This window comes from Moorella thermoacetica (assembly GCF_001267405.1).
GTDB lineage: Bacteria > Bacillota > DSM-521 > Neomoorellales > Neomoorellaceae > Neomoorella > Neomoorella thermoacetica.
Genome location: NZ_CP012369.1, coordinates 2,002,087 through 2,024,691 on the forward strand (window position 1 = coordinate 2,002,087; position 22,605 = coordinate 2,024,691).

The window sequence follows — 22,605 nt, forward strand, 5'->3', positions numbered from 1 at the left end:
CAAACAGATTATGGGCCTGGCTATTACCGTCACCAGCCAGGTTCAAATCCTCCGTATTTTTTTCGCCCCTTCCCGGTGGTATAATAACCAGTAAAATATAACAACAACCTGGAGGTGCATGAAATAATGCAAGACAAAGAGCAAGCTGGGAGCAGGCCCCTTGACGCCCGGGCAGCCATTTTAAGCGAGCTGGTCGATTATCAGGAGGGCTCTATCGTCAGCCGGACGATTATTGATAAAAAGGCCGGGACGGTAACCCTTTTTGCCTTCGCCGCCGGCCAGGGCCTGAGCGAACATACGGCACCCTACGACGCCCTGGTCCACGTACTCGACGGGGAAGTGGAGATTACCATCGCCGGTAAACCTCTCCATGTAAAGACGGGAGAAGCCGTAATCATGCCCGCCAACCAGCCCCATGCCCTGCGGGCGCTAACAAATTTTAAAATGATCCTGACCATGATCCGGTCTTGAGAGAGCCAGGCAAAAAAATCCCGCCATAATACCCTCCAGTCATTATGGCGGCTCTCTCTTTTTACCTCGTTAAGCTCCCATTGTCCTGATTGCCTCTCCCTACCAGCCTGCACAACACCAGCGACCTGCCCCGGCCAAATCCTAATTTCTACGCCTTCTGTTCCCCGTATTTGCCTGCAACGCGGGCGGCAACCCAGGCAACTATGGAAAAGACTTCCGGCTTCCTTCCAAGTTAGGATATAAGCACATATAATTTATATCCAAGCTTATTACATATGCGGGGCATCGCAACTAATTGGGCACTTAAAGTCTGTTTCGATCAATTTTGAGCCCTTGTTTTAGTTGCGATATCGATCCATACCGCCAGCACAAGAATCAAACCTTTAACTATAAACTGCCAGAAGGTCGGGGTATTCATCATGCTCAGGCCATTATCTAAACTGGCCATAACAAGTGCTCCTATCATCGCCCCACCAATACTACCTGTACCACCCATAAGACTTGTACCACCTATAACGCACGCTGCAATGGCATCAAGCTCAGCATTTTGCCCTGCAGCTACTGAAGCACCGTTTAATCTTGCAGTTAACAGGATACCGCTTAAGGCAGCCATTAACCCACTGATAACAAAAACGGCCAGGATGTTATATCGAATATTAATACCGGATAAACGTGCTGCTTCACTGTTACCACCAATTGCGTAGACATAACGCCCGAAGCGAGTTTTCGTTGCTAAACCCGTAAAAATAAATGCCATCGCCACTACGATTAGGACAGGTACAGGTATACCCTGGTAATCATTCATTAGATAGACAAAAAGGCCAATGAGAAAGGCGTAAAAAATGGTACGCATTATTTCCAGAGCTAAAGAAGGCACAGTAAAACCATACTTAATTCTAGTATACCGTTGCTTTACAGTAACATAGATCACATAAATAATACCCAGGAATGCTAATAAGAAGCCTGTACTTTCAGGTACATAGGATTGGCCTATTTGTTTAAAACTATCCATGAGAGGCGAAACTGTTTCGCCATGACTAATTCCTATTAGAATTCCCCGAAATACCATCATACCGCCCAGGGTGACAATGAAAGCAGGCACCTTTTTATAGGCAACCCACCAGCCCTGCCATAAGCCGGCCAGCAGACCAATTAAAAAGCTTATAAAAATAGCAGGAATGGTCTGCCAACCATACCAGACCTGTAAAATTGCCGCTACCCCTCCAGTAAGTCCCATGAGAGAACCTACGGAAAGGTCAATATGACCGGCTACTATTACAAAGACCATACCTATCGCTAAAATAGAGGTAATTGACATCTGCCTGAAGAGGTTTGATAGATTACGGGAAGTCAAAAAAGCACCCTGGGTAGTATAAGTGAAAATAGCCCATATACCCAATAAGGCTAATATCATTGTATAAGCGCGTATATCTATTCTACTTAAATACCCATTCGCTTTAGGTTTAGATTGTACCGTTTCTGCAGGGGAAATAGTTTTAATAAGATTAAACACTTTACTTACCTCCAGTTGCACAGGCCATTATTTTTTCTTCTGTAGCTTCTTCACGGGAAAACTCGCCAGTTATTCTACCTTCACATAACACCAAAATACGATCGCTCATACCCAATATCTCAGGTAACTCGGATGACACCATAACTATGGCTACACCCTGACTAACTAAACTATTAATTAGATTATATATTTCATATTTAGCCCCCACATCAATACCCCGCGTTGGTTCATCAAGAATTAGAACCCTGGGGTTAGTCATCAGGGCTTTACCCAGGACTACCTTTTGTTGATTCCCACCACTCAAGTTTCCCACACGAGCTTCTACAGAGGGGCTCTTTATTTTCAATTTATCAACAAAGAATTCCGCATCTCTAATTTCCGCGCTTTCGTTAAGCATAATATTATATGATCTTTTTAAGCTGGCAAGGGTTATATTTTTGCAGATATCCATATCCAGTACCAGCCCTTGACGCCGGCGATCTTCCGGCACGAGAGCAATCCCATTCGAAAGGGCATCTTCAGAATTCTTTATTTTTATCTTTCTCCCATCCAGCCATATTTCTCCTTCATTTTTTCCTGGATAACCACCATAAATGCTAGTAACTAGTTCCGTACGACCCGATCCTATAAGTCCGGCAATACCCAGGACTTCCCCTTTGCGGACATAAAAGTTAACATCTTTTACTATTTTTTTGCGGGGGTTATCTGGGTTGTAGACGCTAAAGTTACGAACCTCCAAAGTAATTGCTCCGGGACTATGGTTAATATAGGGAAAAAGCCTGTTCAGTTCCCGGCCAACCATCATTGTTATGATCTTATCTTGACTCGTTTCGTCTTTTTTCACCGTACCAATGGTTCTACCATCACGAAGGACAGTAATATTATCGGCAATTGCAAAGACTTCATTTAACTTATGGGATATATAAATACATGTTACTCCCTTACTTTTTAGCTGGTGTAAAATATGCATCAGAATTTCTACTTCAGCTTCTGTCAAAGCGGCAGTAGGTTCATCTAGAACAAGAATGCTGGCGTTCTTCGCTAAAGCTTTGGCTATCTCAACTAGTTGCTGTTGCCCTACACCCAGGTTTTTAATTTTAGTTCCCGGGCTGACATCCAGGCCAACCTCTTTGAGCCATTTCGTTGCCTCTATATACATTTTATCCCAATCAATTAAGTGGTGATGCAGAGGCTCATTGCCCAGAAAAATGTTTTCCGCAACAGATAATTCGCTAACTAAAGCCAGCTCCTGGTAAATAATGGCTATCCCGGCTCTTTCTGAATCCTTAATGGTGTAGAACTTTTGGGGTTGACCGTTAATCAAAATTTCTCCCTGGTAGGTGCCATAAGGATATACACCGCTAAGGACTTTCATTAAAATAGATTTACCAGCCCCATTTTCGCCACATAAAGCATGTATTTCACCTTTCCTGGCCTTAAAATCAACTTTGTCTAGAGCCTTGACGCCGGGAAATTGCTTTGTAATTTCCTGCATTTCTAGAATATAGTGGTCCATAATAGACCCCTTCTTTCCCAATAGACTCGGCGTTTGTTTAAATTTAACAGGCAAGAGGCCATACGGTGGCCTCTTGCCTAATTGAATTAATTGATTGCCTATTGCTTAGGCCACTTTTCTTTGGGGACGTTTTTATAAACATCTTCAAGTTTATGGAAACCATCTTTAATTACCGTCTGGACCATATTATCTTTATCCACCATAATGGGTGTCAGTAACACTGAGGGTACATCTATTTTCCCGTTATTTACTTTATTATTAGCCCCAATATTTTCACCCTTGGCCAGCGCCACCGCAACCTCCGCCGCCCGGGTAGCCAGAGTCGTAATAGGTTTATAAACAGTCATAGATTGAGTTCCTTCAACAATACACTGGCAGGCAGCAAGATCTGCGTCCTGGCCAGAAATAGCCACTTTACCAGCTAGATTCTGGGCAGCTAAAGCTTGAATAGCTCCCCCATCAGTACTGTCATTAGATGCGACTACAGCATCAATCTGGTTATTATTGCTAGTCAGGGCATTTTCCATAATCTTCATGGCCTCTTCCGGCAGCCAATCTTTAACCCACTGATCGCCAACAACCTTAATGTCTCCCTTATCAATAAGTGGTTTAAGAACATTCATCTGTCCCTGTCTAAATAATTTTGCATTGTTGTCTGTAGGCGATCCACCCATAAGGAAATATTTACCTTTAGGAACCTTTTTGGTCAGGTACTCTGCCTGCAATTCACCAACGCGGACATTATCAAAGGAAATATAGAGATCTACATCTGCATTTCTTATTAAACGATCATATGCCAGCACTTTTACCCCGGCTTTATGCGCTGCTTCGACAATAGGGGCCATGGCGTCTCCATTATGGGGTATTACAACCAAGACATTAATACCCTGGGAAATGAGGTTCTCAGCCTGGGAAAGCTGGGTAGCATCATCACCGTTTGCTGATTGTACCAGTACTTCAGCTCCGAGTTCTTTGGCCTTAGCAACAAACAAGTCTCTATCATGCTGCCAGCGTTCCTGGCGTAAATCATCCATTGAGAGACCTATCTTTATCTTATCGCCATTTTTAGCCGAAGCGCCCTGATTACCTCCATTTTTGCTCGAATTTCCGCCTTGACCGCAACCTATAAGGGTCATAGCCAGCAGGATTAAAACTGCAGCCAAGGCAATTATCCTGGTAGCCTTCTTTTTTAGCACTCTTAAAGCTCCCCCTTTTCACATTTAGAATTAAAGACAGATTTATCTTTTTCTTAGAATTAGAGGTACGCTAGGTAGTATTCATCCATACCCCCCGGATGGTCAATGATTAAATGAGCTTGCAGGGATGGAAAAACTACCCTGGAAAATGGAAGATCTATTTTTTGGTTAACTTTTACCTCTTCGTGGGGAGATACTTCTCCTAAATCTTGTTGCAAAATAACGTTATGCCTGGCATCAGTTACAACTACCTGCAACCTTCCTTTATAAAAAACACCGCCAGAAAGATTTATTATTAATTTCCCTTTTTCTAACCTGGCACCACCTCCCATGATAATATAACCCCCTGCTGTGACTTTTTTAAATCTACCGCCCCCTTTCGCTACCCCCATTTCCAGTTCTAAAAACTGCTCTTCACCTGGTTTAAGCTTTCTTACTGGCCCCAGTACTTCTGCCTCTATATGATAACCGGTCTCCTGGGAATAATCCTTACCGGTCACTACACCGCGACCCACCGTCCAGCATTCTACCGAGCAACCCCCGTCGGGATATGCATCTTTCTCTTCCGGATAGTAGGGGTAGCGCAGGCACCAGGTATAGCCTTCAGTATCATTGACAAAAGCCATCCAACCCACCGGTGAATCGACGCCAATTTTACCGACGTAAAATAGGTAAGGTATTACTAAGAGGTCATTGCCTTCCCGTTGGCCCCATTGCGGGTTATCTTCTTCGCCGAAGATTACCCGGTATCCTTTTGCAAACCTGCTCACAGGGTTCAATGGTATATAAAGGCGACAATTAGGATCATACCCTTTGCCATTCCTCAACCGCGTATCCAGTTGGGTTACATTCCAGATGCTCCACGCCACTGGCCGGGAGCTGATATTCTTCATCCTCAGCTCCAGCCACAGCTTGCTGCTGTCCTGCCGGATAGTAACCTTACGAAAGAGCTTAATTCCCGTGCGGGGATCCGGCGGGCTCTCCACTTCATAGCTTACTTTTTCCGGGCTGCATTCCAGCCATCGCCCAGTATATACCCCGCTGTCAAGTACCGGGTCCGGCGGCCCGTGCCATTCTTCCTCGGTATCCCACCCCTGGGGTGCTGGCCAGGTTTTATCGCCACCGTAATTCTTCCAGGCGGCAATGGAACCATCACCGTAATTTTCTTCGGGCGTGAAAAGTTTACCCTCTAACTCTTTATTAACGTAAAGAAAGGAATAATCACCAAGATCGTAGGCCATAATTCTTCCACCCAGGTTCGGGACCATAACCACCCGGATCAGGTCATTTCCGAACTCGACAGCCCCATTCCAGCCACGGAAATCTATTTCCCGCCACCAGCAAGGATTCATGCCGGCTTGCCTCCTTCTACATACCCCTGGTCGCCGCGCCGGAAAACAGCGCCGCAGGATTCCCGAATTACCAGGCTCGTCTTAAACTCTGTTACCGTCGGCTGCATTTCTTTATTCTCGATCTGCTGGATCAGGGACCAGGCGGCCATGGAGCCGATTTCATAGCGGGGCTGATGGATGGTTGTTAAGGGTGGTGTTACTAGGGAAGCCAGCTCGATGTCGTCGTAGCCGACCACCGCCAGATCCTTTGGAACCCTTAATCCCAGTTCGCGGGCCGCATGGATGACGCCGTAGGCCATCAGGTCGTTGGCCGCAAAGATGGCTGTCGGCCGCTCAGGCAGGGATAATAGTTTTTTCGCAACCGGTATGGCTCCTTCGGTGGTAAAATCGCTGTAAACTACCAGGCTTTCGTCGTAGGGCCTGCCGGCTTCCTCCAGGGCCTGGCGGTAACCGGCCAGGCGTTCTTGCGATACCCGGGCGTTTTTATGCCCTGCTACATGGGCAATGCGGCGGTGCCCAAGTCCCAGCAGGTGCCTGGTGGCCAGGTAACCCCCCCTTTGTTATCAATGGATATAAAGTTGGCCTTGAGATTCTCAATCCAATATTCAACCAGGACCAGGGGAAACTTATCCTCTACCATCTCCCGTACATAGTCTTCATTGCCCACTGTATGGCCCATCATAAGGAGACCGTCCACCCGCCCGTTGCGCAAGAAACTTACATAGTTATGCTTGATTTGCGGGTCCCAGCGCATACTGGCGTAAACTATGCCGTAACCGAATTTATGAGCTACATCTTCCACCCCCTGGATAATAAGGGAAAAGAAGGGATCGGTGATATCCGACAGGATAACGCCAATGGTATCGGTCTTTTGTTTCACCAGGCTGCGGGCCAGGGCACTGGGGCGGTAGTTTAGCTCCTTAATGGCCTCCAGTACCCGGCGCCGGGTTTCTTCGTTGACGTCGTCTTTCCCGTTGAGGACCCTGGATACCATAGTTCGTGATACTCCGGCTCTTCTGGCAACATCAGAGATATTTGGCAAATCGTTTTCACTCCGTAAATTTTGTCAGATCGTGCATCGTGTCGCGCAGGAGAGGATAAAGGGATTTATATATTTCATACAGCCTATCGTAGGCATCTGTTTCGGGTGCTATCGGTTCCACCCGGCTGGTCACTTTAATGGTCAACCTGCAGGCTTCCTCGACGGAAGGATAAATGCCCGCCCCCACGCCAGCCAGCAGGGCGGCGCCGAAGGCCGGACCGTCGGTGCTGTTCACCGTGGTTATTGGATACTTAAAGGTACTGGCCAGGATATGGCGCCACAGGGGGCTTCTGGCGCCGCCGCCTGAAACCCGGATTTCCTCTACTTTCACCCCGGCCTGCCGGAGCAGCTCCAAGGAGTCCCTCAGGCCGAAAGCAACCCCCTCCATGACGGCCCGTACCAGATGGCCTTTCCGGTGACGCATGGTCAGGCCGATAAAAGCGCCCCTAGCCGCCGGATCAGGGTAGGGCGTCCTTTCTCCCAGAAGGTAAGGGAGGAACAGCAATCCTCCTGCGCCGGTGCCGACCTCAGCCGCCTGTTCTGTCAACATTTCGTAGGGATCGATATTCTTTACGGCGGCTTCCCGCACCTCCTCGCTACCGAGTTGATTACGGAACCACTGCAAGGATCCCCCGGCGGCCAGCATCACACCCATCAGGTGCCACTTGCCCGGCACGGCATGGCAGAAGGAATGCAGGGCGCTCCCCGGCTGGGTGTGGGGCCGATCGGTCATGACGAAAACTACACCCGACGTACCCAGGGCAGTGGAAATAATTCCTTCTACTACGACTCCTGTACCTATGGCCCCGGCGGCCTGGTCGCCGCCTCCGCCTACCACCGGCGTTCCCGCCATTAGACCGGTGAGGGCAGCGGCCTCAGGGGTTATGCGTCCGGTTACTTCCGGCGATTCATATACCCGGGGCAGCCATTCCTCCGGGAGGCCCATGGCGGCCAGTATCTCACCGGACCAGCACCGGTGGGTCATATCCAGGAGCAGGGTTCCGGAAGCGTCAGATACCTCGGTAGCCAGTTCCCCTGTCAGGCGGAAGCGAATATAATCCTTGGGCAACAGGACATGGCGTATCCTGCTATAGGTTTCCGGTTCATGGCGCTTAAGCCAGACCAGCTTGGGCGCCGTAAAGCCTGGCAGGACCGGGTTTCCCGTCCACCGGTAGAGTTTTTCTTGCCCTATTTCTTCGTACATCCAGGCGCACTCTGCTCCCGTTCGCTGGTCGCACCAGAGGATAGCCGGCCGTAAAACCCTGTAATTAGCGTCAAGAACTACCGCCCCATGCATCTGGCCGGAAAGACCCACGCCGGCAACATCGCCGCCTGCCAGACCGCTCCGGGCGAGGACTTCCCGGGCCGCCTCCACCACGGCCCGCCACCACTCCTCCGGATCCTGCTCGGCCCACCCCGGCCGGGGCTGGCTCAAAGGATACTCTTTATAGGCAGAAGCTACAACCCTGCCGGTTTCCTCCACCAGGAGGGCTTTGGTGCCCGAAGTACCGATATCAATCCCGAGAAGATACGGCATAATTCCTTTTCCCTTCTGAAAACGTCTATGCTGAAATGGAAGTCGTCGTCCGGTAACTGTTTTAAAATTACTGGCGGATTATACTCCTTGGAGGCTTAAGGGGCTGAGGATCTCAGGGTTTCTAGCCCGGGCCCGGATAAGGAGAGCTTCTAAGTAACCGGTATAACGTTCCGGGTCCTGGACGCAGGCAACTACCAGCTCGTGATCGAGATTGTTGATGCGGTCGTTCATGGCCCGGATGGCATCCATGCTATTAATAACCGCCCTTTCCACCGGCATCCGCTCCGGATTGATATCCAGACCGAACCACCCCTGATAACCGTGCATCTTCAAGACGTAAAGGGCGGCCTCGGCCTGTTCGGGCGCGATTACACCGACGTTTAGGTCCTGATCGTAATTACCCAGGGGCTGGCTGTTCCAATGGGTATGCACCAGGCGACCGTATTCCAGGGGCAGGCTCAAGGCATAGGGCAGGTCTTCATAACCCATGATGACGTGGCCGATTTCCGGGTTGAGTCCCAGCAGGGTATAACCCTGCTGCAGCAGTTCTTTGTTAACAGGATTTTGTAACAATCCTTCTACTTTTTCCGCCAAGAGAATTCCTTCCGGTGTGGTGCCATAGATTATTCTGCCCCGGGGTTCGTAGGGCTTGGGCTCCATCGCCACCCTAATTCCCGGTACGGCGTCCATAGCTTCTGCCAGGCCGGCGGCGAACCGACGGCGCATCTCGCTGAAATCGATACCGAAAGGATTTTCGTAACCGTCGATACCCGGCCAGACAACATGGACTCTGTCCCCAGTTCCTTATTTATTTCTAGCGTTTCTTTAACGCGCTGGATGGCGGACTGCCTGGCAGCCGGAAGGGGCGACGATAAAGAACCGTAGCAGTACTGTTCTTCATAGAAAAGGTTGGGTACAACGGTGACCACCTTCATGCCGGTGTCCCGGCAAAAATCCTTATAAAGCGGCAGGTTATGTTCGTTAATCTCATTGGGGTAATGGGCCTCGATACCCTCCAGCCCGTACTCCTTCAGGCTGGCGAATTTCTCCAAGCGTTCCTCAATGCTCATTTCTTGGCCGTAGCGGATATGGAAGCGGCTGTTGCTGCCGGAAAAAAACCAAATTCCGGCTGAGAAGCGGAGGTTGAGCTCAAAGTTCTGCAAGTGCCTGATCAACTCTTCCGGCGAGCGGCGGGTGGCCTGGTAGCTTAAATCTTGCATGGTTCCTCCTCTTTTCTAGCTTAAAAGAATGTCTTCTACCGAAATCGGTTCTGGACAGATTTTGCAGTCATTTCAGTGCGTCATTAGATTGCTGGTGGGATATTTCCGAAATCGGTTCCGATACGCCTATATATTTCTCCACTTTCAGTTAAATTCCTGCTGGTTCTTAATATTTTTTTAAAAAAATTTTACGGTACAAAAAAAGAGACGACCGCGCCAACGGTCGTTTACTCCAAAACCTAGAATTAGTAACTCTTTTAGCCGACCGACTCCTCGCCTGCCGTTCCCGTTTCCCCAATAAAGCGGGCTACGGCCGCCAGGGCGGTGGCGTTGACCAAACCGTCCCCCTGTTCCCGGGGTGACAGATCGGGTAACTTAATGGCCGTGCGGCAGATTATCCTGGCCACCTGCCGGCCGGATAGGCGCCTATCCTGGGCCAGAATCAGGGCCGCCACCCCGGCGGCGTGGGGGCAGGCCATGGAAGTTCCGCTCATAGTCCGGTATTTGCCCCCCGGGTAAGTAGATAGGATATCGACTCCGGGAGCAGTGACCGTTACCTCCGTTCCCCGGCTGCTAAAGCTGGCCAGGTTATCCTTCTTATCGACGGCCGAAACGGCGATGACCCCCGGATAGCGGGCCGGATATAGAACACTATCGTCCCTGCCTTCGTTTCCGGCCGCCGCAACCAGCACCATTCCCGCCTGGACACATTTGCGGACGGCCTCCTCCAGGGCCTGGCTGGGTTGGCTGGTGCCAAAGCTCATGTTTACTACCTGCATCTTATTTTTTAGCGCCCAGTCCAGGCCGGCTACGATATCGGATATATAACCGTCACCTTGACGGTTAAAAATCTTTACTCCATAAATCTCGGCCCGGGGCGCAACCCCTACCACCCCGAAGCTGTTGTTCAGGGCGGCAATAATCCCTGCTACATGGGTACCGTGGCCGTTCCCGTCTCCGGCCCGCCAGCCGGGAAATTTTATATTCTGGGTACCGCGGACGTTGGCCGCCAGGTCGGGATGCCCGGCATCAAGGCCTGTGTCTAGGACCGCCACCTTCACCTTTTCCCCGGCAGCCACCTGCCAGGCCCTCGGAGCGCCGATGCGCTCAACGCCCCAAGGAACTATCTGTTTCTCCTGCCGTATCCGGGCGGCCGGCAACTCCACCGTGTGAACTTCAAAATCGTCTTCAATCAGGCGAATGTCAGGGTGTAAACCCAGTTCTTCAATTACTTTTCCCTTTGCAGGTAGTCGGGCCACAAGGGCATGCACCAGGGGTAATTCCTTTAATACCTGGCCGCCCCTCTTTTGCAACAGGGCGCGGCAACTGGGTAGGGGTTTCTCCTGGTGAAAAAGGATAATCTTCCGCTTACCTACTTTTTTGTTGCCGGACCAGGCGATCATGGCACCTGCCGCCGTCGCTACGCCGGTATAATAAGCCAGTAAAACCGGCCACACGGACAATCCCTCCAGGAATTAGATATCATGATTATGCTGCATCCTATGCAGGGGTTCTCCTGGAGGTACCTGGTCAACCGCAAGAATTTTTCTCCCTCCCTTTAACCACTATCATCCAACCTGCATATGCTAGGTCTAGAAAGGGTTCCCCAAAAAGGAAAGGAGGCTATTCTAATGACGCAAGAGTTCTTCTGGTGGTTTATTATCATCCTTATTCCCATCATCATTATTATCCCCTTCTTCTTCCTGTTCTTCCTCTTTCCGTTAAACGCTAAATAGGAGGGATTATTAGTGGGCAACCATGACTTTAACTTTTGGTGGATATTTATTTTCATAATCCCGATTATCATCATCCCCATCTTCTTTATTTTCTTCCTAATCCCCCTCAATGCCGCCAATGCTTGAGCGGGAAAACCCCGGCCCCGCCGGGGTTTTTATATAAAGGTCCCGGGTCGGAAAGACCCGGGGCCGGTTTTTTTATAAAAGAAACAGCTATTACTGCTTGAGCCAGGTAATAGCTGCTTCTTCATAACTCCTTAATCCTCAAACTATCAGTTGCCCGGTGGCATCGGCGTGGGAATAGCAAAGGCGAGGAGGGAAAACTCAGTACGTTTGAAAAGTGAGATCAAAAGCAGGTTGCTACCTGGGCTCGACCCCGGGTTTGTCGCCGGGCCTGACCCACCCTCCCCGTCCTTCGGGGATAAGAAAAATTCATGTATTAATGGGCGTGCTTTCTTGGGGCCTGCTTGCTAATCACTGTTACCCCATCCTTTAAGAAATTCTTCAACATCCGGCGGCAATGGCTGGCCGTTGTTTATTTCACTGGCCAGGCCGTGGATCACCTGGGAGAGCTGCTGTTTGACCTCGGGGCTCAGGTCTTTGGTCAGGTTGTTGACCATACCGGGCATATCTACCTGGCCATCGGGAAAAAGGGTATTCAGGTCAAAACCGGCCTGGGCCATTAGGGCCTGCAGAACCTGAGGGTTGTCGGGTGTAATACCCAGTTCTTTAAATACCTGGCCGGGAGAAATTCCGTTCATGGCCGCTTCCATCAGGCGCTGGCGCAGGGTCTCCAGATCAACGCTCATCGGCTTCACCCCATCGATTAAATTTAAACCTGTAATCATCTTATGCCCTGCCGCACCCTTTAGTGCTAAAAATTTTCGCTGCCGCCCTTAGGCCCAGCAGCCATGGGCGATAAAAAAAGCCCCCTCAGGGGGGCGAGAACGGCACCTACCGTACTGTGTTGCCGGAAGATTATCTCCGCGCCGGGGCTATGTTGGCCGCCAGGACCCCGGCGATGCGGCCTTCATCACCGAAAATGGGTACAGAGATGGTAACGGCCACCCGGTTGGTGCACTGGGTCACGTAGGGCTCGCTAGCGTAGTTTTCACCCCTGACAGCCGCCTGAAACCATGGCCGGAAGGCCCAGTTTGTTATAGTCGACTCCGGCCGGTTATAGATAGCCGTACCATCAGGCAGGGCGGCAATCAATGTCTGGATAAAAGGTGATTTACTGAAGGTGTCATCCAGGATGGGTGCCAGGGTTGTCGCCTCCATTTTTTTAACTCCCGGGTCGGCGGCCAGCCTTGCCAGCACCTCCTGTCCCTGGCGAATGAGTTCCCGGCGCAGGTCCTCATCCCAGCCGTCCCTGGTAAAGGAGGCGACCATGGTAAAGAAATTCCGCGCCATATCCGTAAACTGGCGCGTATGCTCCTCCACTACGGCCATGGTGGACTTATGCTCTTCGGTAGCCGCCGCTACTTCTTCAATGCTGGCGGCAGTCTCCTGAGCCACGGCGGCCATACGGCCGGCGGCCTCGCCGACTTCCTTTACCCTGGTCAGCTGGTTCTGGGCCTGGTGACTGATATTGGTCATGACTTCGGCGGCTTTTTTTATCGCCTCACTGACAACGCTAAAGTTCTCCCGCACCTGGGCGCCGCGCTGGATGTTGCTCTGGACCAATTCCACATTCTTATCCACCTGGGCTGCCGTCTGGCGCGCTTCATCGCCAATGGAGGCAGCCAGGGAGGTTATATCCTGGGCGGCTGCCGCCGACTGTTCTGCGAGCTTGCGCACCTCTTCGGCCACCACAGCAAAACCTCGACCCTGCTCACCGGCGCGGGCGGCTTCAATGGCGGCATTCAGGGCCAGGAGGTTGGTCTGGTCGGCGATCTCCGTTACTGCCTGGACCAGGGTGTTGATCTGGTCCATTTTGGCTTCCAGCTGCCGCATCCGCCCGGCAGCTTCCTGGATGGAGGAGGCCCCGGCCTTTATCTCTTGGAGCAAATGCTCCAGGAGGTCCCGACCTTCCTTTTCTTTCCTATTGACTTCCTCCCCCATCTCCATCCCCAGGGCGGCCCGATCGTTAATATCTTCTGCTAAATTATGTAAAACATTGATATTCTCCGCTACCCGCTGGGCTGCACCGGCCTGTTCATCGGCTCCGCTGGTAATCCCCTGGATGGCTGCCGTTACTTCCTCCAGGTTACGGGAAGTGGTACTGGAACTCTCCTCGAGGTTACGGGAAAAATGGGCCAGCTCATCGGCAGTTAATTGTAAGCGACCCACCAGGCGGTAAAAACTGTCCAGGACGGCAGTTACCGGCCCCTGGAAGCTCTCCCCCAGTCGCGCGTTCTGTAAAGACTTCTCGGCCTGGACCGGGTCGCCTTTGCCCAGTAAATTAAGGAACTGCAGGACCCGGTGCAGGGGCCGCATCCACTTTATGTACAGGTTAAGGAGGATACCCAGGCTTAAAATCAGCCCCAGGGCACCGGCGACGACAGCCGGCAAAAGGAGAATTTGCCAGCTAATACCCTGGATGGCCACCAGGGCCGTTCCCACAGTACCCGGCGCCAGAGCCAGGAGTAGTAGGAGGATAAAATACAGAAGTTTGGTTTGCCACTTGAGTACCATGATCCCCCACCCCCGGGCATTTTTCTCTATATTAACACAAATATTCAACTTTCACCAGGAAAAAATCTATAAGTTCCGTAACTGGCGTTCCCTGCCGGTAACCTGCCGGCGGCAGGGGCAGCAGCACCGGACCTGGAGGGATCACCGGGCCGCCGGCAGGTCACTGGCGCCGTCAGCGGCGGGCGGCCAGCTCAGCCGCCAGTTGCTCAGGTTCCAGACCGTGGTAAGCCAGGAGGACCAGAGTATGGTAGTAAAGGTCGGCCATTTCGTATAGTATCTCGTGCCGGCTGTCGTTTTTAGAGGCAATAATGGTCTCGCCGGCCTCTTCGCCTATCTTCTTGAGGATCTTATCCTGGCCGTTATTAAAAAGGTAGGCTGTATAGGACCCTTCAGGTCGAGTCGCCTGGCGCTCCTTGATGACCTGGAAGACCTGGGACAGGATGGTTCCCAGGTCGGCATTAACCTGGCTGCTGGTGTTTCCCTCCCTACGGCCCTGCTTCTCTTGCCCGCTGGTGTGGTCGCAGTAAGAGCCGGCCTCCTGCTGCTCCCCGGCGGTTGTGGTTACGACCCGGCCGGCCTCTCCTTTATTTGCAGCTTTCCCCACCCCTTCCGGTAAGGGGAAAGCCGCCCCGCGGGGCGCGCCGGCTGCTTGAGCGTCGCCTCCCGCCCCGGTTTCCCTGGGCCGGCTGACTTGCAGGGGGAGGGGGTTGTGGAAGCAGGAGAACTCCCCTTCATGGCAGGCCACACCCACCTGGCGCACCTTAAAGAGCAGGGCGTCGGCGTCACAGTCGTAACTGGCAGACTCAATATACTGGCGGTGACCGGAAGTGGCGCCCTTATGCCAGAGTTCGCGGCGGCTGCGGCTGTAAAACCATGTCTCGCCGGTAGCCAGGGACCGGGCCAGGGACTCCCGGTTCATGTAGGCCAGCATCAAGACCTGGCCGCTGGCCGCGTCCTGGATGATGGCCGGGATCAGGCCCTCGGCGTTAAAGTGAATATCCTCAGGGATGGTGACACTCATGAGGTTTACCTCCTATAACCGCACCGGGACGCCGCGGGCCGCCAGGTAGTCCTTGGCCTCTTTGATGGTATAGGTGCCAAAATGGAAAATAGAAGCCGCCAGGACAGCGTCGGCCCTTCCTGCCGTCAAACCCTCATAAAGGTGTTCCAGCTTGCCCACCCCGCCGGAGGCGATAACCGGGATATTCACGGCCTGGCTGACGGTGGCCGTCAGTTCCAGGTCGTAGCCGTCCAGGGTACCGTCGCAGTCCATGCTGGTCAGCAGGATCTCCCCGGCCCCCAGTTCCTCCACCTGCCGGGCCCAGGCCACGGCATCCCTGCCGGTCGGCCTCCGGCCGCCGTGGGTATAGACCTCCCAGCGACCCGGGCCGGTACGCCGGGCGTCGATGGCCACCACCACGCACTGGCTGCCGAAACGTCGGGCCGCCGTGGCCACCAGGTCCGGGTCCAGGACGGCGGCCGTATTCAGGGAAATTTTGTCCGCCCCGGCGGCCAGCATGGCCCGGATGTCCTCCAGGGAGCGCAAGCCGCCGCCGATGGTGAAGGGGATAAAGACCTGGGCCGCCGTGCGCCGGGCCACGTCGATCATAATATCCCGGCCCTCCACCGAGGCTGAAATATCCAAGAATACCAGCTCGTCGGCGCCCTCCCGGTCGTAGGCGGCCGCCAGCTCCACCGGGTCGCCGGCGTCCCTCAAATTTAAAAAGTTAGTACCCTTGACCACCCGACCGTGGTCAACATCCAGGCAGGGAATAATTCTTTTGGTCAACAACCTATACCGCCTCTTTCCGCTGGCTCTACAAAAGGCGAATTCACCCCGCCCTTTAATCTCCATCTGCGGCTACGGCCAGGGCCTCTTCCAGGGTGAAATTGCCGTTGTACAGGGAGCGACCCAGGATGGCCCCTTCCACTCCCTCGGCTGCCAGTTCCTTGAGCTTCCGGAGGTCGTCCAGGCTGGCAATACCCCCGGAGGCAATGATCTTTAGGCCGCCGCTGCGCGCCATCTCCCGGGTGGCGGCAATGTTGGGCCCCTGGAGGGTGCCGTCGCGGCCGATGTCGGTAAAAACGGCCCGCGTGACCCCCAGGGACGCCATTTGCCGGGCAAACTCCACTGCTCCCCTGGCTACCGTAGCTTCCCAGCCCTCGATGGCCACCTGGCCGTCAAGGCTGTCAATACCGACAACCACCCGTTCGCCATAACGTTCCACCGCCGTGGCCACAACTTCCGGGTTGGTAATGGCTACCGTCCCCAGGACCACCCGGGAGGCCCCGGCTGCCAGGACACCCGCCAGGCTTTCCAGGCTGCGGATACCGCCGCCCACCTGGACCGGCACCCCGGCGGCCCTGATAATGGCTGCAATAACCTCCAGGTTCCGCGGCCGGCCGGCAAAGGCGCCGTCCAGGTCCACCACATGGAGCCAGCGGGCGCCCCGTTCCACCCAGCCCCGGGCAACGGCCACCGGATCCGTGGAATAGACGGTCTCGGCTTCGATACGTCCCTGGTAGAGGCGCACGCATCGCCCCTCCCGCAAATCAATGGCCGGCATTACCAGCATGGCGCACCAACTCCCCGAAATTCTTTAAAACTTCCAGGCCCCGGCGGCTGCTCTTCTCCGGGTGAAACTGGACCCCGAAGAGGTTGCCCCTCTGGATGCTGACGGCAAACTCCAGGCCGTATTCGGTGGTGCCGGTTACCACTTCTTCCTCCCGGGGTACAATATAATACGAATGGACAAAGTAAAAGTCTGTACCCCCGGGGATTCCCCGGAAGAGGGCCCCCGGCCGCGGGAAACGGACCTGGTTCCAGCCCATATGGGGAACTTTTATGCCGGCCGGTAACCTCTTGACCTCTCCCGGCAGGAGATCCAGGCCGGCTACCTGCCCCCCCTCCTCGCTGGTGGAGAAAAGGAGTTGTAGCCCCAGGCAGATGCCCAGCAAGGGCACGCCCCGCTCCGCAACCTCGCGGATGGCTGCCACCAGCCCCTTCTGCTGCAGGTTGGCCATAGCGTCGGCAAAGGCCCCCACCCCGGGCAGAATGACACCGGGAGCAGCGGTGATCTCTCCTGGGTCGTCGGTTACCTCGACCGGGTAACCAAGGCGGTCCAGGGCCTTCTGGACGCTTAAAAGGTTGCCCATACCATAGTCGATGATAGCAATCGGCCGCACTTCTTTAGTCCTCCGGAATTAACTCTTTCATTAGCCGGCTTGGTCTTCCTTCGCTCCCTGTTCCTCGCCTAAGCGGCCCGGGGTTCACTCCTGGCGCCTGGTGTCTTGCCGCCACGATGCCCTTCTTACGACAAGATACCTTTGGTGGAGGGTATCCCCTGCTCCCGCGGGTCCAGGGTGACGGCCTGCCTGATGGCCCGACCCAGGGCTTTGAACAGGGCTTCCGCCAGGTGGTGGGCGTTATGGCCGGCCAGTTGCCGGACGTGGAGGGTCAGCCCGCTGTTATTCACCATGGCCCGCAGGAACTCCTCCACCAGCTCCGTCTCCAGGCTGCCAATCCGGCCCGGGGGGAGTTCCAGGCCCCAGGCCAGGTAGGGACGGCCGCTGAAATCCAGGGCTACCAGCACCAGGGCCTCGTCCATGGGCACCAGGGCACTGCCGTAACGGCTAATCCCCTTCTTATCCCCCAGGGCCTTTTTTACGGCCTGTCCGAGGCAGATGCCGATATCCTCGACGGTGTGATGGTTATCTACCTCCAGGTCTCCCTCGGCCCAGACCTTCAGGTCCAAGAGGCCGTGGCGGGCCATCTGGGCCAGGAGGTGATCAAAGAAGGGGATACCGCTGCTCCCCTGCCAGGTACCGCTCCCGTCCAGGGCAACCTTCAAGCGAATGTTTGTTTCCGTGGTCTGGCGCTCAATCAGGGCCTCGCGACTCATGACGGGTCATTCCTCCCGTAGCTCGATGGCCCGGGCGTGCCCCTCCAGGCCCTCGGCCCGGGCCAGAGCCTGGATATATCCCGCGGCAGCCCGGAAGCCCGCCCGGTTGCAGGCAATCAAGCTACTTTTCTTTAAAAAGGTGTCTACGCTCAGGGGTGAATAGAACCTGGCCGTGCCGCCGGTGGGTAGGACGTGGCTGGGACCGGCCAGGTAATCGCCCAGGGGCTCGGAACTATAAGGCCCCAGGAAAATCGCCCCGGCATTCTCCACCCGGCCCAGCCATGACCAGGGTTCAGATACGTACAGCTCCAGGTGCTCCGGGGCCAGGGAGTTGGCCAGGTCCATGGCAGCGTCCAGGCCCGTCACCACTACGGCGGCGCCGTAATCGGCCAGGGAACGGCTGGCAATCTCCCGCCTGGGCAAGGCTTCGAGCTGGCGGGTAACTTCCTCCCCCACCGCCCGGGCCAGGCCGGCATCCGGCGTGATGAGGACTGCCCCGGCCAGGGCGTCGTGTTCGGCCTGGGAGAGAAGGTCGGCCGCCACCCAGTCCGGCCGGGCCTTTCCATCGGCGATCACGACAATCTCACTGGGCCCGGCCAGCATGTCGATATCCACCTGGCCGTAGACTTCCTTCTTCGCCAGGGTAACGTAGATATTCCCCGGCCCGGCGATCTTATTCACCGGGGCCACTTTCTCCGTACCGTAGGCCAGGGCGGCCACGGCCTGGGCGCCCCCCATTTTGTAGATCTCTTCTACTCCGGCTTCCGCTGCCGCCACCAAGAGCAGGGGCGGTAGTGTCCCGTCCCGCCGCGGCGGTGTCGCTAGGGCAATCTCCCTGACCCCGGCCACCCGGGCCGGTACAGCGGTCATCAATACCGACGAAGGGTAAGCCGCCGTGCCACCTGGCACATAAAGCCCCACCCGTCCCAGGGGCCGGCAGATCTGGCCCAGGATGGTGCCGTCCGCTGCCGTCTCCATCCAGGAACCGCGGGGTTGGCGGCGGTGATAAGTGGCGATATTGTCCCTGGCGATCCTCAGGGCTTCCAGAAGGTCCGGGCTAACGGCCCTGTAAGCGGCCCCAATCTCTTCTCTGGTTACCCGGAAGCCAGCCTCCTTAAGGTCGACACCGTCCAGTTCCAGGGTATAGCGCTCCACCGCAGCCTGGCCTTCCCTCTTCACGGCGGCAATAATCTCCCGCACCCTGGCTGCCACCCCTTCCCGGGCCAGGAGACGCCCGGACCAGCGGCGCTTTACCTCTTTACCATCAATTAGTGGTAGCAATCTTTTCTCCCCCCTGGCCGGCCGCCCGCTTCAGGGCTTCCACCACCGATGTCAGGCGGCGGTAATTTATGCGGTAGCTGACCCGGTTGGCTATCAGGCGGGCGGTAGAAGAAAAAATGGGGGCTACCTCCACCAGGTCATTCTCCTTTAAGGTCCGGCCGGTAGATACAATATCGACAATCAGGTCCGCCAGTCCCGCCCGGGGCGCCAGCTCGATATTGCCGTGCAATTTAATGATTTCCACCGGGAGGCCCCGTTCCTGGAAAAAGGAAGCCGCCACCCGGGGGAACTTAGTGGCCACCCGCCGGCTGCCGGCCAGCAAGTTTTCCAGGGATCGCCCGGCCTCCTCCCAGCGCTCCCGGGGGGCGGCCACCACAAAGCGGCAGTAGCCGAAACCCAGGTCCACCAGTTCAAAGACATCGGCCCCGGCCTCGGCCAGGGTGTCCTTCCCCACGATGCCCAGGTCGGCGGCCCCGTATTCGACATAGGTCGGTACATCGGTGGGCCGGCAGATCAGATAGCGTATCCCCGGGGCGGGAAAAGTAAAGGTCAGCTGTCTGGCCTCGGTAGCTACCCCTTCTACCGGTAGCCCGGCTGCCTGTAATAATTGCAGGGCGTCCTGGCCCAGTTTACCCTTCGGCAGGGCCAGGGTGAGCAGGTTGGTTACCATTACTTCCTCCGAAAATAGACTTCTGGTAAAAATGGAAGTCAATACCATCCAGCCTGGGGGCTGGAGGGTACAGCTCCGGCCTCCGGTGGTTCTCGGCTAGCAAACTTAGCGCTCAGCCTTGCTCGGCGTCGGGGGTGGCTCGGCTTTATCTCTTTGATCATTCATAACGGGGTGTGGTACTTCTCATTCCTCAAGCCACTTTGCGATCCCCATCCCGTTCACCGCCGCCTCGCTTCGGCTTCGCGTAAGTATCTGACGCCTCGAACCAAGTCGCCCTCCGCCTGTACCCTCCAGCCCTCTGCCTCAGCCTACATTTTATGGTTCGCTGGCGGGGACGTCAGCCACCATGAAGGGCTCCTCCAAAAATACTTACTCCCCGATCCATTCCAGGTTCAAGCCGCGGGCGGCGGCCCGGGCTGCCGCCTCCTGGCGGCTCCGGCTCTCGCCGTCGAGAACTACCGCCGTTCCTTTGCTGCGCAATTCCCGCGCCCTTTTCAGGAGGGCAGCCAGGTCCCGCCCGGCCACCAGGTAGCCTCCCGCAAGCGAGGCCGGTGCCGTCTCTCCCCGGGCCAGGAGCAACCGCTCCAGGCCCAGGGCAAAACCCGTAGCCGGGCAGGGATAACCGAACTGGGCCAGCAGGCCGTCATAACGGCCGCCGCCGCAAACCGGGGCTCCCAGGCCCGGCACATAACCTTCAAAGACAATGCCCGTATAATAATCAAAGTCCCGCAGAATACCAAGGTCGATAAAAAGCCACTTCTCCAGGCCGGCGGCCCCCAGGGCCTCCCAGACCCGGGACAACTCTGCCAGGGAAGCGGCCGCAGCCGTCCGGCCGAAACAAGCCCGGGCTTCCTCCAGGGCTTCCCGGCCACCGTGGATGGTGGCCAGCAGCTCCAAGCGCCGCCGGCGTTCACCTTCCAGATGGTACTCATCATAGATCCGTTCCAGGGCTACCAGGTCCTTGCTGGCCAGGGCGGATTTGATACCGGCCACCGCTTCGGGCGGCAGAGCCAGATCCTGGAGAACGCCTTTGGTCACGGCCACCTGGCCCAGGCCCAGCCGGAAATCCTCCAGACCGGCCTGCGCCAGACTCTCCACCGCCAGGGCGATAATCTCGACATCTCCGGCCACTCCCCCGGCGCCAATAAGTTCGACGCCGGCCTGGTGAAACTCCCGCCGGCGGCCGGCCTGGGGCTCCTCATAGCGGAAGACCCGGGCGCTATACCCCAGGCGCAGGGGTAGTTCCCGGCGCCGCAGGGAGGTTGCCACCAGGCGGGCAATGGGGGCGGTCATTTCCGGCCGTAGGGCCAGGACCCGCCCCTGGCAGTCGATAAACTTGTAGAGGGCCCCTTCTTCCCCGGCCGGGGAGCCGGCCTGAAAGGTAGTGGCGAATTCAAAGGTCGGGGTCATTACTTCCTGGTAACCCCAGCTGCGAAAACAATTTAACAGTCGCTGCTCCAGCTGCCGGAGGGCGGCCGCCTCCGGCGGTAGAAGATCACTTACCCCGGCCGGTAGCTGGAGGGGAAGGTTGCTGGCCAACCCGTTTGCACCTACTTTACTATGTTAACGTATTAACGTAATAATAGCACAAGCCGTCCCTCCGGGCAAAGGCCCGTTGCCGCCATCCACAGCCCTCACTCCCGATTGGTACCCTTAAACGCAGTCGCATACAGAAAAGCTGCCATTTACACCCGGGCCTGCCGGCCACCTGTCAGTGCCCTCCGCCCAAACCCCGTCCCGGCCCGCTACCGGACGTCTACAGAGGTCCTACTTACCATTACCCTCCAGGCGCTCCAGGATTAATTTATAGCCATCAGCGCCGTAGTTTAAAAAGCGTTTGACCCGGCTGATGGTGGCCGTGCTGGCCCCGGTGGCTTCGGCGATGGCCGTATAGGTCACTCCCCGGCGCAGGAGACGAGCTACGGCCAGGCGCTGGGCCATGGCTTTGATTTCGGCGGTAGTACAGAGGTCTTCAAAGAAGCGGTAACACTCATCAATATCTTCCAGGGCCAGGATGGCCCGGAAGAGATCATCAACCTGAGGATCGCGCAACTTATCGCTTACCATAAAGCACCCTCCCCCGTATAAACGGCAGCATGACCACGGCAGCAATCAAGTCCCTGATAAAATTCCCGAGAGATACTCTATAAACCCCAGCAACTACTTTTCGCTACCAGCCTGAATTTTTCCTCCTAACAGCCCCTGTCCCTTCAACCAATCAACCTGGTCAGCCATGAGGTTACCGGGCCAAAAAAACGGGCCAGCATTTTAGCCGGGCTGGGAACTGGTAAATGGAAAGCCAGGCCCAGGCTCAGGGCCAGGCCGAGGGACCAGACAATGCCCATAACAGCCAGCTCCCGCCACTCTTTTTTTTGCCAGAGGGCCGGAGCGTCCAGGTAGGCGATGACCAGGAAAGCCAGGATAATTAAAGCGATCATTAGTAATACCCCCAGCGCAGTTTTATCTTTACGCCTGTACCTGAAAACAGCCTGCTGGTGCCGTGCCGGCGGTAGGAAACACTCATCCGGCCGG

General features: G+C 55.3%; 23 protein-coding genes. 1 reads left to right on the forward strand and 22 read right to left on the reverse strand.

What is annotated here, in order from left to right; genetic code table 11:
- Positions 1-126: 126 nt before the first annotated feature.
- Positions 127-471 (forward strand): cupin domain-containing protein, encoded by a 345-nt coding sequence (locus tag MOTHE_RS09970; protein ID WP_011393515.1) that lies wholly within the window; start codon positions 127-129, stop codon positions 469-471.
- A gap of 319 nt (positions 472-790) precedes the next feature.
- On the opposite strand, the gene MOTHE_RS09975 is transcribed toward MOTHE_RS09970, so the two are convergent.
- The 22 genes from MOTHE_RS09975 to MOTHE_RS10075 form a co-directional block, all read right to left on the reverse strand.
- A complete protein-coding gene (locus MOTHE_RS09975; protein WP_011393516.1) occupies positions 791-1,984 on the reverse strand; it encodes a sugar ABC transporter permease in 1,194 nt (397 codons plus the stop codon).
- A gap of 1 nt (position 1,985) precedes the next feature.
- Positions 1,986-3,500, reverse strand: coding sequence for a xylose ABC transporter ATP-binding protein (locus tag MOTHE_RS09980; protein WP_053095019.1), 1,515 nt, complete (start codon positions 3,498-3,500; stop codon positions 1,986-1,988).
- Positions 3,501-3,598: 98 nt separating this feature from the next.
- Positions 3,599-4,696 carry a D-xylose ABC transporter substrate-binding protein gene (gene xylF, locus MOTHE_RS09985; protein ID WP_162490081.1) on the reverse strand — a complete coding sequence of 366 codons (1,098 nt, stop codon included), beginning with the start codon at positions 4,694-4,696 and terminating at the stop codon, positions 3,599-3,601.
- 59 nt (positions 4,697-4,755) lie between these two features.
- Positions 4,756-6,048, reverse strand: coding sequence for a DUF4380 domain-containing protein (locus MOTHE_RS09990; protein ID WP_011393519.1), 1,293 nt, complete (start codon positions 6,046-6,048; stop codon positions 4,756-4,758).
- Positions 6,045-6,593, reverse strand: a complete 549-nt coding sequence (locus MOTHE_RS14030) for a substrate-binding domain-containing protein (RefSeq protein ID WP_162490163.1) — start codon at positions 6,591-6,593, stop codon at positions 6,045-6,047. The genes MOTHE_RS09990 and MOTHE_RS14030 overlap by 4 nt, the downstream gene beginning before the upstream one ends.
- Positions 6,542-7,090: a LacI family DNA-binding transcriptional regulator gene (locus MOTHE_RS14035; RefSeq protein WP_259372343.1), complete on the reverse strand. Its 549-nt coding sequence runs from the start codon at positions 7,088-7,090 to the stop codon at positions 6,542-6,544. Before MOTHE_RS14035 ends, MOTHE_RS14030 begins: the two co-directional genes overlap by 52 nt.
- A 7-nt stretch (positions 7,091-7,097) precedes the next feature.
- Positions 7,098-8,627, reverse strand: a complete 1,530-nt coding sequence (gene xylB / locus MOTHE_RS10005; RefSeq protein WP_053095037.1) for a xylulokinase — start codon at positions 8,625-8,627, stop codon at positions 7,098-7,100.
- A gap of 78 nt (positions 8,628-8,705) precedes the next feature.
- A complete protein-coding gene (locus MOTHE_RS13925; RefSeq protein ID WP_236683232.1) occupies positions 8,706-9,353 on the reverse strand; it encodes an apurinic/apyrimidinic endonuclease family protein in 648 nt (215 codons plus the stop codon).
- The gene (locus tag MOTHE_RS13930; RefSeq protein ID WP_236683234.1) at positions 9,251-9,847 is read right to left on the reverse strand and encodes a hypothetical protein; all 597 of its coding nucleotides are present in this window, start codon (positions 9,845-9,847) and stop codon (positions 9,251-9,253) included. The genes MOTHE_RS13925 and MOTHE_RS13930 overlap by 103 nt, the downstream gene beginning before the upstream one ends.
- A gap of 257 nt (positions 9,848-10,104) precedes the next feature.
- Complete coding sequence (locus MOTHE_RS10015) at positions 10,105-11,304, reverse strand: S8 family peptidase (protein WP_011393523.1); 1,200 nt, start codon at positions 11,302-11,304, stop codon at positions 10,105-10,107.
- Positions 11,305-12,053: 749 nt separating this feature from the next.
- Positions 12,054-12,392: a hypothetical protein gene (locus MOTHE_RS10020; protein ID WP_162490082.1), complete on the reverse strand. Its 339-nt coding sequence runs from the start codon at positions 12,390-12,392 to the stop codon at positions 12,054-12,056.
- A gap of 169 nt (positions 12,393-12,561) precedes the next feature.
- Positions 12,562-14,220, reverse strand: coding sequence for a methyl-accepting chemotaxis protein (locus MOTHE_RS10025; RefSeq protein ID WP_011393525.1), 1,659 nt, complete (start codon positions 14,218-14,220; stop codon positions 12,562-12,564).
- A gap of 172 nt (positions 14,221-14,392) precedes the next feature.
- Entirely contained in the window at positions 14,393-15,241 is an 849-nt protein-coding gene (hisI, locus tag MOTHE_RS10030; RefSeq protein ID WP_011393526.1) for a phosphoribosyl-AMP cyclohydrolase, read from the reverse strand.
- A 12-nt stretch (positions 15,242-15,253) separates the two neighbouring features.
- A complete protein-coding gene (gene hisF / locus MOTHE_RS10035; RefSeq protein WP_053095046.1) occupies positions 15,254-16,012 on the reverse strand; it encodes an imidazole glycerol phosphate synthase subunit HisF in 759 nt (252 codons plus the stop codon).
- A 52-nt stretch (positions 16,013-16,064) separates the two neighbouring features.
- On the reverse strand, positions 16,065-16,796 hold the full coding sequence (gene hisA, locus MOTHE_RS10040; protein WP_011393528.1) for a 1-(5-phosphoribosyl)-5-[(5-phosphoribosylamino)methylideneamino]imidazole-4-carboxamide isomerase: 732 nt from the start codon (positions 16,794-16,796) through the stop codon (positions 16,065-16,067).
- Positions 16,774-17,406, reverse strand: a complete 633-nt coding sequence (hisH, locus tag MOTHE_RS10045; RefSeq protein WP_011393529.1) for an imidazole glycerol phosphate synthase subunit HisH — start codon at positions 17,404-17,406, stop codon at positions 16,774-16,776. Before hisH ends, hisA begins: the two co-directional genes overlap by 23 nt.
- A 125-nt stretch (positions 17,407-17,531) precedes the next feature.
- Positions 17,532-18,122: an imidazoleglycerol-phosphate dehydratase HisB gene (hisB, locus tag MOTHE_RS10050; RefSeq protein WP_011393530.1), complete on the reverse strand. Its 591-nt coding sequence runs from the start codon at positions 18,120-18,122 to the stop codon at positions 17,532-17,534.
- A 6-nt stretch (positions 18,123-18,128) separates the two neighbouring features.
- Positions 18,129-19,403, reverse strand: a complete 1,275-nt coding sequence (gene hisD / locus MOTHE_RS10055; protein ID WP_053095051.1) for a histidinol dehydrogenase — start codon at positions 19,401-19,403, stop codon at positions 18,129-18,131.
- Entirely contained in the window at positions 19,387-20,073 is a 687-nt protein-coding gene (gene hisG, locus MOTHE_RS10060) for an ATP phosphoribosyltransferase (RefSeq protein ID WP_011393532.1), read from the reverse strand. Before hisG ends, hisD begins: the two co-directional genes overlap by 17 nt.
- A gap of 369 nt (positions 20,074-20,442) precedes the next feature.
- On the reverse strand, positions 20,443-21,612 hold the full coding sequence (hisZ, locus tag MOTHE_RS10065) for an ATP phosphoribosyltransferase regulatory subunit (RefSeq protein ID WP_053095058.1): 1,170 nt from the start codon (positions 21,610-21,612) through the stop codon (positions 20,443-20,445).
- A 228-nt stretch (positions 21,613-21,840) separates the two neighbouring features.
- A complete protein-coding gene (locus MOTHE_RS10070) occupies positions 21,841-22,140 on the reverse strand; it encodes a YerC/YecD family TrpR-related protein (RefSeq protein ID WP_011393534.1) in 300 nt (99 codons plus the stop codon).
- A 143-nt stretch (positions 22,141-22,283) separates the two neighbouring features.
- Entirely contained in the window at positions 22,284-22,511 is a 228-nt protein-coding gene (locus MOTHE_RS10075; protein WP_011393535.1) for a hypothetical protein, read from the reverse strand.
- Between the last annotated feature and the right edge of the window lie 94 nt (positions 22,512-22,605).